A 13057-nucleotide genomic window follows, 5' to 3' on the forward strand; every position below is an offset into this window, starting at 1 on the left:
GCCTGCGAGCGCCCGTTTTTGGATCCCAGGGTCGGGCTGCTCGCCATCCTGACGGTGAGCGCCGTGATGATCGATGGCAGTATCATGGGCATCGACTTCTGGCTGCGCCTGGTTTGCTGCGTGCTGCCGCTGCTTGGGCTTCTAGCGCTTCAGCGGTGGCGCTTTGCTGCAATCTACGTTGTGCTTTACTCATTCGCGTTCCTCATGGAGGGCGCGGCATTCCAGTTGACAAGCGGCTTGCTCAACATGGTCGTCATGATACTGGGCGGTCTCATCTCGCGGTTCTTCGCGCCCATCGTGATGGGGTACTGCGTGATGCAGAGCACTACCGTCGCGGAGTTCATCGCCGCCATGGAGCGCATGCGCATCCCCTCTGCGGTGACGATTCCCTTGTCGGTCATGTTCCGCTTCTTCCCGACGATCGCCGAGGAGAACGGCGCCATAACCGAGGCCATGAGGATGCGTCAGGTCGCGGGTATGCGCTCGGGGCTGGTAAAGCGTATGGAGTACGAGCTGGTGCCGGTAATGATGAGCACCGTCCGCATCGCCGACGAGCTCTCGCAGGCGGCGCTTACCAAGGGGCTTGGTGGCGACGTGAGGCGCACGCACATCTGCGAGGTCGGCTTCCGCGCTCGCGACTACATTCTGCTGGTGCTGCTCGCGACGGTGCTCGTCCTGTTCATGGTGACCTGACATGATAGAACTCAAGGACGTCTCATACGCCTATCGCGTGACAGATGAGGACGGAAACGTCCAAATGCGCCCGGCGCTCAAAAAGACGAGCCTGTCCATTCGGGCTGGCGATTTCGTCGTCCTCACCGGCAAATCGGGCTGTGGGAAGACGACTGTCTGCCGTCTGCTTAACGGGCTGATTCCCCATTACTTCGAGGGAGAGCTGGAGGGCGAGGTCTTGCTGGATGGCGCGAGCGTTGCCGCACAACCCATCTACGAGACGGCAAAACGCGTGGGAAGCGTCTTTCAGAACCCCCGCAGCCAGTTCTTCAACGTCGATACTACAAGCGAGCTCGCTTTCGCAGCGGAGAACCAAGGGCGCGACCCAGCGCTCATCAGGCACGATATCGCCGATATAGCCGAACGGCTCAACCTGGAGCCGCTGCTGAGGCGAAGCATGTTTGCCCTGTCTGGTGGAGAGAAGCAGAGGATTGCCTGCGGCAGCGTGGCAGTTGCGGACAGCCGCATCGTCGTACTGGACGAGCCGTTGTCGAACCTGGACATGGAGGGCATAGAAGCACTGCGCAAGACGCTTACTCTCTGGAAGCAGCAGGGCAAGACGATCGTCATCGCCGAGCACCGTCTCCATTTTCTTCGAGAATTGGCCGACCGCGTGTTGGTCTTTTGCGATGGGGAGGTCTCTCGCTCGCTGGATGCGGACGCATTCGCAAAGCTGGCTCCCGGGGAATGCGCGGAGATGGGCCTTCGGGCAACGAATCTGGGCTCCGTGGTTTTCACGGCTCGCAACATCGGCGAGAATCCCGAAATAACCCTTAAAGACGTGAATTTCCACTACACGAAAGAAAGCGGTGTGGACGTTCCGAACTTGTCGCTGCCTCGGGGGCGCATCACGGCCATAATCGGGAGGAACGGTGCTGGCAAGAGCACGCTGTCGTGTACTCTCTGTGGGCTGAACAGGCGGGCAAAGGGCTCGGTCGTCATAGATGGCGAGGAGATCCCCCTCTCCAAGATGCTCTCACGATGTTACATGGTCATGCAGGACGTGAACCATCAGCTGTTCACCGATAGCGCGCTGGAAGAAGTGCGGATTAGCGTGCCGGAATCAGTTCCCGAGAAGTTGCGGGAGAAAAGGGCTCGTGAGGCGCTTCGTCTCGTGGACATGGAAGAGTTCTCCGATTATCATCCGATGGCGCTTTCCGGCGGTCAGAAGCAGCGCATCGCCATCGCGAGCGCCATTGCAGCGGACAAGGAGATTCTCATCTTCGACGAGCCCACCAGCGGCCTCGACTACATCCACATGCGCCAAACCGCCGACGCGCTCCAGGCGCTCCGGGACTTTGGCAAGACGATTCTCGTCATCACCCATGATGTAGAACTCATAGCGCTGTGTGCCGACAACGTCGTGCGGTTGGATGGCGGCCGAATCGCCGAGAGCTATCTTGCCAGCGCCGAGAACGTGCCCCGACTCACCTCTTTCTTTCTGAGTCAACCTGCCTGACAGTCGCCTGTCGCCGCAACGGCATTGTTTGTCGCGCCACTTGAAGCAAGCAACCGCTGACACCCGAGCAATTGCACCACCTGTGCTACCGTTATCCCGGCAGTCTGTTCCCGCCCATGCCGTAAGGTTTGCGATTGCGGTCTGATGCCGCAATGGAGACTCGCGGGCGCAAGCGTCTCTGTGGAGCACTGAGATTGCACCGGTGATAACTATCGGGCGAGGGCATGTCATCTTGGGAGTCCCTGCTCTCGGTGATGGCGAGTCCGGTACGGGCGGCGAATCATTATAGCCGCCGCCCGTACCGAGAACGTTGAGGAGAATTCTAGGAGGAGCGCTTTTCGATGCGGCAAGCCTGATCCCATGCCCTCATCTTTTCGACAATAACGGCTATAAATATAGCTGTTGGGTCTTCGGCTCCGTCTTCCCACCAGCGGTTGGGAAGCATTTTGTCTTGAAAAGCGATGCCGCGCCTCTTTACGGCTGAAAAGAGGAGCCTCTCAGCAAGCGGGAACTGGTCGAATCTTGGCGCAAAACAAGAACGGGAATCAATCCTTTCGGATGATTCCCGTTGAACTTGGCGGCACGATTCGACCGTGAGGCGAAGCACTGCGTTCTGATTGGAAAGGATGTTAAGCCTTGGGCTCTTCTTCGTCCTTGTCGAGGCTCTTCTTGATTCCCTCAACTGCGCCCTTGATGCCGTCTTCAACATCGGCGGCAACCTCCTTTACGGCGCCAGCAACCTTCTCGACAACGCCTTCGGCCTCAAGGTTTTTGTCTCCAACAACCTTACCAGCGGTCTCCTTGATCGACCCACTGACCTTTTCAACCGTTCCTTCAATTTTCTCTTCGGACATACAGCACCCTCTTTCTCGTCGGTTAAACCTGTAAACAGTATATCAGGAGTCAACGGGTTATTGTGTGTGACACCGATTTGTCGGTTGTAGCAAAGGAGATGGAAGTTATGTTGTGGTCGCTTATCGTAGGTGCAATCATTGGTGTTATAGCCGGTGCCATTACAAGCAAAGGCAAGTCGATGGGCATTATCGCCGATATCATTGCCGGTCTTGTTGGTTCCGCGGTCGGTCAAGCTCTGTTTGGCACGTGGGGTCCGACCATGGCCGGTATGGCATTGATTCCGTCCATTCTCGGTGCGGTCATCGTGGTTGCCGTCGCTTCATTCTTTATAGCAAAATCAGCGTAGCCGCATTGGCCTGCGCAAGGTGAGCTGTTGAGTTCAGTGCGGGCTGCAAGCGCGTAATGTGGCCCGCTTAAGCTGGACACGGTTTTGACATTCGGGAGTGAACCCGCACAATGTGCCTGGTAGACCCGGGAAACGCTGAGGTCCCGGTCGCAAGGCAGTGCCAGCTGCTGGGGATCCCCAGGTCGAGCTACTGCTACAGGCCCAGGAGGCGCCGGTGCTCCCTGGAGGGAGACGAGCGCGAGCGCGCCATGCGCGTTATCGACGAGGTGCACCTCGAGATGCCCTATGCCGGCGCGCGCAAGACCCGCGTCAATCTCGCCGCCGCACGGGCGGCGAGATTGACGTGTCGCGCCGCTGCGCGGCGGGCCTGATGGAGGAGATGAACGTGCGGCCGGTGTACCCGAAGTCCAACCTGTCCAAGCCGGCCAAGAAGGCGCTCAAGCATCCCTATCTGCTGAAGAACAAGCCCATGCGCTTCCCCAACCAGGTGCGGAGCATAGACATCACCTACATCCCGACCGGGAGGGCGCATATGTACCTGACCTGCGTGATCGACTGGTGCTCCCGCCTCGTCGTCGCCTGGCGGCTCGCTGACGACATGGGCGCCGCTGGCGTGTGCGCCTGCGTGGAGGCAGCTTTCGCGGAGCACGGGACGCCCTCCATCCTCAACTCCGCTGCCTACGAGGGGCTGCTTGCGTCCAACCACGTGCTCCAGGGCATGGACGGCAAGGCCCGCTGGGTCGACAACGTGATCGTGGAGAGGTGGTTCCGCAGCCTCAAGAGCGAGTGCGTGAGGGTCGGCGAGTACGAGACGCCGGCCGTGCTCCGCAGGCTCGTCGCGGGCTACGTCGAGCAGTACAACGGCGCCCGCCCGCACCAGTCGCTGGACTACGACACGCCGTCCGAGTGGTACTATGCGGGGCTGATGGCCGCCTAGACGGCCGCATTGTAGGACGCGAGCTCACTTTCGACCCAAGATTTCGTGTCCAAACAAGCGGGCCACTTTACTCGAAACAGATTACTGGGATTGCTCCGCGACTGTTCACCGTCTCCATCCAGACCTCGTCACCGAGCTCGATATCAGCCACGGGCACATCGACCGCGTCCAGTTACTCGCCGAGCTGCTCGTTCTCGGGCATCGCGTCGTCGAAAGCGCGGAGCATCTCGTCGAAGTCGTACTCGTCTTGCTCGGTGAAGCTGTCGTAGAGTCCTTCACGGCCGACGATCCCCCAGTCGTCGATGACATAAATGCCGTTGTCGCCTGGGTCGCTTAACCTCACGAACCGGTCGATGCCCAGAGACAGGCCGCCACCGAAGAAGTTGCCCATTACCTGACAGATTCGCGCCCATCCGTAGCAGTCTGCGCTCGGTGGGCGGTAGCCTTGCAGTTCGCAGTACCTGAGCAGTGGCGCGACCGTGTCCCGGCCTCCGTTCCAGTGCAGGTAGACGCCGATTTCGTGCTCCTTCGTGGTTATGACTGCCCTGTTTCCCATGATTGACCTTTTAAGCTCGTGGGACGCCCCTTTGGCGTTTCCCGTGGGCCGGGCTGTGCCGGTGGCCAGCGCGGCTGCAAGGGAGGAAGCAAAATCTGTAAGGGCATGAGTTTTCGCTTGTAGACGTGCTATGTGAAGCGAAAAGTTTTTGCGGCCCTTGTTGCCGTGCGGGCTTTCCGGCGATTCTGCCTAGGGTGAGGGGAGCGTCGTTGGGGCGTCTCGCGCGTGGAGGCCTGTTGGGAACAGCTGCGTCGATAAGAGGGGTGTAGCCTATGCGTCGGCATTGCTGGTGTAGGCAATGGGCCAGTGACCTTCGTTTGCTCAGAGGCGTCGCACTTCAGGCGTCGTGACCGTGCTGAATGGGGCCAAAAGGCTCCTGGAATGCCTGTAATCCGTGAAAGTCGGCCTGTGTTCGGGTATTGAAGTCGAAACAATGTGAACAAGGGGGCTCATATGCAGCTCAGCGGTAGACCCTTCGGGCTGTAAATGGGACAGGCACCGCAGATATCCCTGAGAGTGATAACCGGAGCTCCGAAAATGGTCCTACCACGGATTGCGCGCTCGAAGGGTCGTTTTGGAGGCGGCTACCAGCCTAGGTGAGACCGCACGAGGGATGCCGGTATTCCGTCTACGAGGATTTCGTTCACGCGAGAACGGGCTTCTGTGACAGTGCTTAGCCCCATGCAATCATTCCGTGGTCGGAGAGTTCTCCATTCACAATCATGTCGGCGATCTTCCCAACCATATGGCCGAGATAAACCCCATGACGATCATTCGGCGCGAGCGTTCTGGATATCAAGTCCCCCGTAGCTGCATCAGAGACAACTGTCCCGAAATAAGGCCCGTCCTCTGGGTAGTAGCCATAAGAGGTCGAACCGCTATCATGACCTCTTAGCTTGTATGTCAGCATGGAATCAGCTCTCTCCGTCGAGCCACTCATCTAACTCCTTGGGGTAATTGTATCCCCAGGAGTTACAAAATCTCGCTCAATCATGCATGAGCCTATGCGGCTTTGTCGAGCATGGTTGAGCTAATAGCGTCACCGTCACGATGTGCCGATGCGAACAAAAACAAATCCCGAGTCCTTGCGGGCCCGGGGTCGCGTAAGCGTCGTGGGGAGGTCACTCCACGGCGCAGAGCGCGTTACGGTGATGGCGGAGGGACGCCCGGGTTTCGCCGGTCACAATCAGGCTCACGACGTCGAACCGGATCGTGCATTCGCCGCTCTCGGGATGGTCGGTCAGGTAGGCTATCGCCAGCCGCTCGTTCGCCTTGCGGTCGACGGCCTCGTCGGGAAATCCCTCGCCGTCGTTCATGCGGGCCAGGCAGGTGACGAAGACAAGGTTGTCGTCGTTTCTAGCGACGAAGTCGACGCTCTCATCGCCGTAGGTCCAGTTCTTTTCGAGGATCTCGAACCCCCTTCGCGTCAAGAACGCGCCTGTTGCCCTCATTGCCTTGTCCCTGAGTGCTTCCATGATTGGCCTCCTTTGGTTTCGGTCCGCCCCCGTGGCGAACCTTGTGGCTCGCAAGCCGCCGCGGTTTACGGAGGGCGCAGGGGAGGAAGCAAAAGCCGGAGGGCTTGAGTTTTCGGTCATAGAGTTGGAACGGCCAGCGAAAAGTTTTTGCGGCCCTTGCGCCCGTAGGGGTTCGCGGCGAGTCTGCGAAAGTCCAAGGAAAGCCCTGGGTGGGACGTGGCAGGGAGGCCATTTGGATGCAGGGCATGGCGAACGAGAGCAGTCCCAATGTTCTTGCTGCGTAGGAGGTCCATGCGATTAGACACTGGAGCCTTGTCATCGCGAGCGATATCGTCCGGGGAGGTGACGCTCACCACCCTTGCCCACCGCGCCGGACGGCTACGGGCTATGTAGGGGCCCTCCGCCGTCCGTCGCGGTGGAAAGCGTGGAGAGCGCGTTTCCCACTACCGGCCAGACCAGATTGGCTACATGAACTTGAAGGCGGCCTTCGCCACGAGCCTGGTTGCCTTGAAAATCGCCCTAAGCACGCGCATGATCCGCCTCCCTCTTCTCGGCTTCCGCGAGCATGGCCCGCAGCTGCTCCACGGTGAAGGTGAGCCCGCTTGCATTGGCCGCGACAGGCGTCTCAGGCTCGTTAAAGCCCATGGCGCTCATGTCTATGTCGAAGCTCTCGTCAACCTTGCCGACGGCGGCTCGCTTGGCCTCAGGGTCAACGTCGGCGTAGATGTCGAGTGTCATCGACACGCTGGCGTGCCCCAGATAGCTCGCCACTGTGCGCACGTCGCAGCCGTTGCCGATCATCATGGTCGCGAATGTGTGGCGAAGGTCGTGGAAGGTGCAGTCGAAGCCGTTCATCTTGCAGAAGGCGGAGAAGTCCTTGCCGAGTTGCGTGGGGTTGTATGGGCGGCTCTTCTCCTCCTGCGTGCCCAGTATGTAGGGGTTGCTGAAGGGAAGCGCGAACTCGTTGGTGACGCGCACGGCGTCTGCCCGCACCAGGCGCAGCATGTCGAAGGTGCGCCGGGTGAGGGGAATCGTCCTCAGCGAGCTTGAGGTCTTCTACTCCTTCACGTAAAAGCCTCCGTGACCATGACGGTGAAAGCCTCCTTCGGGAGGCTTTTTCTTACCCTTCGCGGATGCCGCTCCCGTAATACCGTCAGCCAGCGACGGCGCTACGGCCCAAAAAGCCCGATTCTGGAGAAAAGGCCCCGTAAGCCCGTCAGTTGGTGGCGGTATTACGGGGCCCATTCCAGGCCGTCAGCCAGAGCGAAGACCCTACAGTAAAATGGTGCTGTCACTAGGCATGTTTGCCACGCCGGCAGAAAGGGAAGCTCCCATGGCACTGTTCGACATGACCTCATCGCACCCCACCACCTCGGGCGGCTCTTCCTTCGAGGTCAGGGGCCTCGAGACGGATGACCGGCCCGTCATCCAGCGTCTCGGCCGCTTCAGCGTCATCGAATACAGGCGCGACCTCTCGGTTGCGCCCGACAACGTCGTCCCCGAGTACTTCATGTCAAAGATGGGCGTCCGCCGGCGCCAGACGGTCATCGACCTCGACCAAAGCGCTCCCGTCGTCCTTCAGGCCGGCGCCATGCAGTGGATGGTTGGCCCCATCGAGGCGACCACGGGCATCAAGGGCGTGGGAGACTTCCTCGGCAAGACGCTCCGCGGGGCCGTGACCAGCGAATCTGCCGTGAAGCCCGAGTACGTCGGCCAGGGGACCATTGTTCTCGAGCCCACCTACAAGCACGTCATCCTCGTTGACGTCGCCGACTGGGGCCCCGAGGGCGTTGCGCTGGAGGACGGCATGTTCCTCGCGTGCGACGGGTCGGTCGAGCAGCGCCTCGTCTCTCGCTCTACGGTCTCCTCGGCCCTCGGCGGGGGAGAGGGCCTCTTCAACCTTGCCCTGCGTGGAACCGGCGTTGCCGCCCTGGAGAGCAACGTGCCTCTCGGCGAGCTGGTCGAGGTCAATCTGGTCGATGACACCCTCAAGGTGGACGGCCCCCTGGCGGTCATGTGGTCGGCGGGCCTGAAGTTCACCGTCGAGCGCTCAAGCAAGTCGCTCATGGGCTCCGCCGTCACGGGAGAGGGCCTGGTCAACGTCTTCAGGGGTACGGGCAGGGTGCTGATGAGCCCTGTGGCGCCCACCTGGTCGCTGGCCGCGGCGACCCACTCCTGATTCTTCTGCCGTTAGGCCGTCACCAGCAGACGGCCTAACGGCACGAATCATCCCAAGTCACAAAAAAGGCCCCGCAACGCCGCCACCAATTGACGGTATCGCGGGGGCTCATAAGTCAAGAGCTTGTGGTGGAATCCCTCAGGAGGCTAGTCCCTGCGGATCCTCCGGGAGACGAGACCTCCTCCCAACCCAAAGAGGCCGAGAGCCGCAGATGCCGCCATGGGCAGGGCCTCCTCGCCCGTCTGGGGCAGGGCCTGCCGTCGCACCTTGGTCTCGGTCGACGTCACGGTCTGCTTGGGTGCCTCGCCGCCCGCGGGCGCGTAGGCCTCGCGCGTGTCGGTGCCCCTCTCGTACTTGATGTCAAGGTCGCCGTTCCTCTCGGCGGTGAAGAGGATGAACGTCCTGCCGTCGGATCCGGTGAACGCGCGCACCTTGCCAAGCGTCCCGTCGTCCGAGGCATAGAAGAAGGTGGTGGGGACATAGCCATCGAACTTCTTGATGGTCTCGAGGTCATCGAGGTAGATCCTCTGCTCAGATCCTGGGAGCACCCCCTCGATCACCTTCTTTACCTGGTCGCCGTCCTTCGTGAAGTAGCTGTCTATCAGCTCGGAGGGGACGTTGTCCGCATGGTGCCGGTACCTGATGGTCATGGTGTAGGCGCTGGCGGGGTCAAGGTCGCGCTGCACGAGGCCCTGCCGCGCCGTACGCAAAGCCTCCTGCGCCCTCGCTACGTCCTGCTCGCTGGGATATGCGCTGTTCAGAATGTCCTGGACCTGGGAAAGCGCGTCGTAGAAGGCCTTGCCGCTGTTGGGTTCCCAGCCCCTGCCCGCATCGGGAGACAGGCTGAGCGCCTCGTCGAATGCCTTGCGCAGGGTGCTGGTGTCTGTGGGCTTCCTGTCAACGATGGAGAGGGCGTCGGTCAGCTCGCCGAGCCTCTTGGCGCTGGTGTCGAAGTCTCGCTGGGTGTGCAGGCCGCCGCCATGCCTGGGCCCCACGATGAACGTGAGGTCGGGGGTGTCCACCAGCTTCTTTGCCCTCAGGTACTCGCTGTAGAAGCGGTTGTAGCCCTCAAGCTCCCAGCCCTTGCCCTGGGCCGCGAGCTCCGGGATGCGTCCGATGGCCTCGTCTGCCCGGGCGATGGCCGCCTGCAGGGGCCCTCGGTCGAAGGGCAGGGGGACAAGCTTGGCGAAGGCCTGGTTGAGGCTCTCGCGCTTGTCCGAGAGCTGCTGCTGGGTGACGTCCGTGTCCGGCTTGGCTGCCCTGGCGAGAAGGTCTTCGGCCTCCCTCATCTGCAGCTCGAACTCCGCCGAGCTCTCAGGGGTGATGAGCATCCCGGCGTTTTTGGCAGCCTCGTATTCCGCGCGGTGCTCGGCGAGGGCTCCGGCAAGTGGTGCCACATCAAGCTTCGACAGGCTGCTGGGAACTGCGAGGTCAAACTCCTCGCCCTGGAAGCTCAACTTGATCGTCTTTGCGTTCTTGTCCACGTAGACCGGCATGGATGACTTGAAGAGCGTCTTGTCGTAGGCCCCCACCCCGGGCTCTCCCGCCCACTCGAAGGCGGTCTTCATGTACTGGTTGGGTCTCATGAAGGTCGAGTCGGTATCGGTGACGTCCACATCCTGGCTGGTGTAGGGCATCTTGAGCTTGCCCCACACTTGGAGCTCAAGCTTGCCCGTGTGATCGGTTTCGCTGCTGGCGAAGACGTAGAGGTCGGCCTTGTCAGAGATCGTGGTGTGGGCGCCCTTCTCGCGGGCCTCGTCGAAGCTCACCTCGGATTCCGCCGCGTGGGCCAGCTGAATGCCGGGCGTCGCCTGCGGTAGGATTCCGGGGAGGAGGCCAAGGGTGAGTCCAGCCGCGAGAGAGCCAGCCGCAATCATTCCAACGGTACGTTTCATGCACGGGCACCTTTCAATAGTAAGCCTAAGTTAACTTGATGCACTCTAGCATAGAACTGGCGGGGAGGGGCGGAGGGCTTTGCCCGCCCACCCGGCCGACGGTCAGGAGGTCCTGAGGCATTGGATGATGCTATAGGTTATTCATAATACATAGTTTGTATTTTATAATGTATTACTATTAAAATGCTCGTTTAGTGCGGTCTCGTAGCATGCTATATAATCAAATTCGTATTATGCTGTCTATTATGTATAAATCGTATTGAAGGGAGACAACAAGCTCATGTCACGTTTCTCGAACAGGACCCAGATGCTCATCACCACCCTTGCGGCCACGGGGGTCGCGCTGGCGGTCTCCGGCCCCGTGACCGCCCTCGCTGCAGACGTCACCCCGGCCGTTCCCACCGCCCCAAGCACCGAGGCGACGATCACCGAGGACCTTGCCACCACCCTCTCTGCCGATGCGACTCCCGTCGAGGCTGACGCCAACCCCGTGCCTGTCGCTGGCGCTCCTGACGCCCGCGCCCACGTTGAGCTCAAGGGTGACCTCCTCGTCAACGGAGACTCGACCAGCACCGCGCCCGCGGAGGTTGTGGAGGCTCCCGAGGGGAAGGACACCGTCGCCAAGGTGACCGCCAATCTGGATGTCGAAGAGGTCACCAAGCAGATGAAGAAACTTGAGCAGGATTATGGCATCCCGTCGGAAGAGCTCTCCAACATTATGCTCAGCCACGAGGGCGATCCGGGAGTGACCAGCACCTTTACCGCAACCTACAGGATTACCGACGGGCTCGAGTTCGACAAGTCTGCGCCCACGCTCTCGGAGAACGACCTCTTCGAGATCACCAACGACGTGATCTCGCCCGACGGTCTCGAGCGCACGGTCACCATGACCCTCAAGAACCCCGGATACGCCACGTACAAGGAGCTGTTCGATGCCGTCAGCAAGGTGAAGACCCTCTCCATGGACTTCAACGTCATCGTCAAGAAGGGCACGACGGAGCTTCAGACGATCAGTGGAGATGTCGACGGCTCGTTTGAGAGCACGGCGAGCTATCTGGGACATGTGATTCCCTTTGAGCTGACTTGGTCGGGCGTCCAGTCTGACGGTGGCGCCGACTCCACCGCCCCGTACGGCATCAACGCCACCATCAAGGTGACGCCTGCCCCCGCCTCCGAGGAGACCCCCGACCCCGAGGCCCAGGATCCCAAGCCCGCCGCACCCAAGCACATGGCCCCCGCTAAGACCCTTCCTCAGACCTCCGACAGCAGTGCTGGCGTGGCAGGCCTGGCCGCCATGGTCTCCGCTGGCGTCGCCGCGCTCGTCGGTGCCGCAAGGCTTCGCAGGCAGAGCTAGTCTCCGGTCTTTACACATCGGGTCATCGAGGTGCCACCTTCGCGGGTGGCACTTCTTTTTTGGGACGCCACCGTTGCCCTACCCACCCGCCCGCCTCTCCCTGGGTCCATGTACGGGAGACGAGTAATTCTGCTCCATCCGTTCTGGTGGCGACCAGGCACATTCGGGCCATGGGGTCCGACACGACCGGGCTCGATACAACCGGAGGGGGAAGCCATGGAAAGGACCAGAAGGGCCGTCCTCGTGGCGGCGATCGCGTGGGTGTTCGTGCTGGGTGTGACGCTCGTTGGGTGCGGCGGCAACACGGAGGACAACAAGGCGAACTTCGTGGGCGAATGGACGCTCTCGGAGATGGTCGATGGCAGCGAGACCATAAAGGGGGACGACCTTGCCAAGTGGGGGCTTACCGTCACCCTGACGAACAAGGAGGACGGAACGTCGATGGGCTTCGTGAAGGCGGATGCCAGCGGCTCGTCGTCACAGGGTGGCAGCGGGGCGTAGCCGGCAGGCGTGAGACTGGGGTCGCTCTCCAGTCACCGTTTCAGCAGGATCTTCGGTGCCGGCGCGCGAGGCGCGAGGTGGCACCGATGCCTCGGGGCTTCCGCATGGCGTGGGAGCCCCCGGCCTCTCTGGACGAGCGGGCCAATCCAAAAAAATACGCCGAGTCTTGCAACACACGCGCCTGTCGTTGCGCCTTATGGGTGTCATGAGGGAAAACGCCCAAAGGAGAGAGACATGTTTTGCAAGAACTGCGGAAGCGAGCTCAGGGACGGCGTACTGTTCTGTGCCAGCTGTGGACGGGAGGTGGGGCAGGGCGCTCCTTCGCTCGGCGACCTCGAGCCCGGGTGCCACCTCATCTCAGAGGACCCCATCGAGGCGTTTCCGTCCGCCGCCTTTGGGCACGAGCGCCAGAAGAGGACGATCCTCCTCGCCATCCTTGCCGCCGTGCTGGTCATCGCCGTCGTGGCCTTCGCTCTGACGCGTCCCAAGCCATCCACCTACGCAGGTAACTACCTGGGAAGCTCCGGCTCCTACCTGAGCCTGGCCGCAGACGGCAGCTGCGTCTACTCCGAGGGCGACTCCACGGGCACCGGCACCGGTACCTATGCCGTGGAGGGCAACACCCTGACCGTGAACGCAAGCAACCTGGGCTATCCCATCCACGCAGACATCAGCAACTTCACCAACACGCTGCTCATGGTCTCAGACGCAAGCAGCTGGAACGACGAGGCGTTCGTGAGGCAACCGTAGCGCCCGCAGGCCGAAACG

Annotated in this window: 15 protein-coding genes; 9 read left to right on the forward strand and 6 right to left on the reverse strand. The window is 61.1% G+C overall.

Going from position 1 to position 13057, the window contains the following annotated elements:
- Positions 1-18: 18 nt before the first annotated feature.
- Together CZ375_RS01470 and CZ375_RS01475 are read left to right on the forward strand one after the other, a co-directional pair.
- The gene (locus CZ375_RS01470; RefSeq protein ID WP_159438333.1) at positions 19-693 is read left to right on the forward strand and encodes an energy-coupling factor transporter transmembrane component T; all 675 of its coding nucleotides are present in this window, start codon (positions 19-21) and stop codon (positions 691-693) included.
- A 1-nt stretch (position 694) separates the two neighbouring features.
- Positions 695-2191, forward strand: coding sequence for an ABC transporter ATP-binding protein (locus CZ375_RS01475; protein ID WP_077597556.1), 1497 nt, complete (start codon positions 695-697; stop codon positions 2189-2191).
- 629 nt (positions 2192-2820) lie between these two features.
- Here CZ375_RS01475 and CZ375_RS01480 read toward each other — a convergent pair.
- Positions 2821-3045, reverse strand: a complete 225-nt coding sequence (locus CZ375_RS01480; protein ID WP_077597557.1) for a CsbD family protein — start codon at positions 3043-3045, stop codon at positions 2821-2823.
- Between the two features lie 98 nt (positions 3046-3143).
- Here CZ375_RS01480 and CZ375_RS01485 point away from each other — a divergent pair, with 98 nt between their 5' ends.
- The 3 genes from CZ375_RS01485 (at position 3144) to CZ375_RS01495 (ending at position 4329) form a co-directional block, all read left to right on the forward strand.
- Positions 3144-3392 (forward strand): GlsB/YeaQ/YmgE family stress response membrane protein, encoded by a 249-nt coding sequence (locus CZ375_RS01485; protein ID WP_327196204.1) that lies wholly within the window; start codon positions 3144-3146, stop codon positions 3390-3392.
- Between the two features lie 110 nt (positions 3393-3502).
- A complete protein-coding gene (locus CZ375_RS01490) occupies positions 3503-3763 on the forward strand; it encodes a hypothetical protein (RefSeq protein ID WP_077597559.1) in 261 nt (86 codons plus the stop codon).
- Positions 3736-4329, forward strand: a complete 594-nt coding sequence (locus tag CZ375_RS01495; protein ID WP_077597560.1) for a DDE-type integrase/transposase/recombinase — start codon at positions 3736-3738, stop codon at positions 4327-4329. The genes CZ375_RS01490 and CZ375_RS01495 overlap by 28 nt, the downstream gene beginning before the upstream one ends.
- A 172-nt stretch (positions 4330-4501) precedes the next feature.
- Here CZ375_RS01495 and CZ375_RS01500 read toward each other — a convergent pair whose 3' ends face one another.
- The 4 genes from CZ375_RS01500 to CZ375_RS01515 form a co-directional block, all read right to left on the reverse strand.
- The gene (locus CZ375_RS01500; protein ID WP_200799673.1) at positions 4502-4885 is read right to left on the reverse strand and encodes a hypothetical protein; all 384 of its coding nucleotides are present in this window, start codon (positions 4883-4885) and stop codon (positions 4502-4504) included.
- A 673-nt stretch (positions 4886-5558) separates the two neighbouring features.
- Positions 5559-5825, reverse strand: coding sequence for a hypothetical protein (locus CZ375_RS01505; protein WP_077597561.1), 267 nt, complete (start codon positions 5823-5825; stop codon positions 5559-5561).
- Between the two features lie 181 nt (positions 5826-6006).
- On the reverse strand, positions 6007-6360 hold the full coding sequence (locus tag CZ375_RS01510) for a YraN family protein (protein ID WP_077597562.1): 354 nt from the start codon (positions 6358-6360) through the stop codon (positions 6007-6009).
- 519 nt (positions 6361-6879) lie between these two features.
- Positions 6880-7401, reverse strand: a complete 522-nt coding sequence (locus tag CZ375_RS01515; protein WP_327196231.1) for a tyrosine-type recombinase/integrase — start codon at positions 7399-7401, stop codon at positions 6880-6882.
- Between the two features lie 292 nt (positions 7402-7693).
- Here CZ375_RS01515 and CZ375_RS01520 point away from each other — a divergent pair, with 292 nt between their 5' ends.
- A complete protein-coding gene (locus tag CZ375_RS01520) occupies positions 7694-8539 on the forward strand; it encodes an AIM24 family protein (RefSeq protein WP_234966793.1) in 846 nt (281 codons plus the stop codon).
- Between the two features lie 146 nt (positions 8540-8685).
- On the opposite strand, the gene CZ375_RS01525 is transcribed toward CZ375_RS01520, so the two are convergent.
- Entirely contained in the window at positions 8686-10434 is a 1749-nt protein-coding gene (locus tag CZ375_RS01525) for an LPXTG cell wall anchor domain-containing protein (RefSeq protein WP_077597564.1), read from the reverse strand.
- Positions 10435-10714: 280 nt separating this feature from the next.
- Between CZ375_RS01525 and CZ375_RS01530 the strand changes: the two genes are divergently transcribed.
- The 3 genes from CZ375_RS01530 (at position 10715) to CZ375_RS01540 (ending at position 13039) form a co-directional block, all read left to right on the forward strand.
- Entirely contained in the window at positions 10715-11788 is a 1074-nt protein-coding gene (locus CZ375_RS01530; protein WP_077597565.1) for a hypothetical protein, read from the forward strand.
- A 216-nt stretch (positions 11789-12004) separates the two neighbouring features.
- Positions 12005-12289 carry a hypothetical protein gene (locus tag CZ375_RS01535; protein ID WP_077597566.1) on the forward strand — a complete coding sequence of 95 codons (285 nt, stop codon included), beginning with the start codon at positions 12005-12007 and terminating at the stop codon, positions 12287-12289.
- Positions 12290-12523: 234 nt separating this feature from the next.
- On the forward strand, positions 12524-13039 hold the full coding sequence (locus CZ375_RS01540) for a zinc-ribbon domain-containing protein (RefSeq protein WP_077597567.1): 516 nt from the start codon (positions 12524-12526) through the stop codon (positions 13037-13039).
- Positions 13040-13057 lie beyond the last annotated feature (18 nt).

The sequence above is a fragment of the Olsenella urininfantis genome, from assembly GCF_900155635.1.
Lineage (GTDB): Bacteria > Actinomycetota > Coriobacteriia > Coriobacteriales > Atopobiaceae > Olsenella_G > Olsenella_G urininfantis.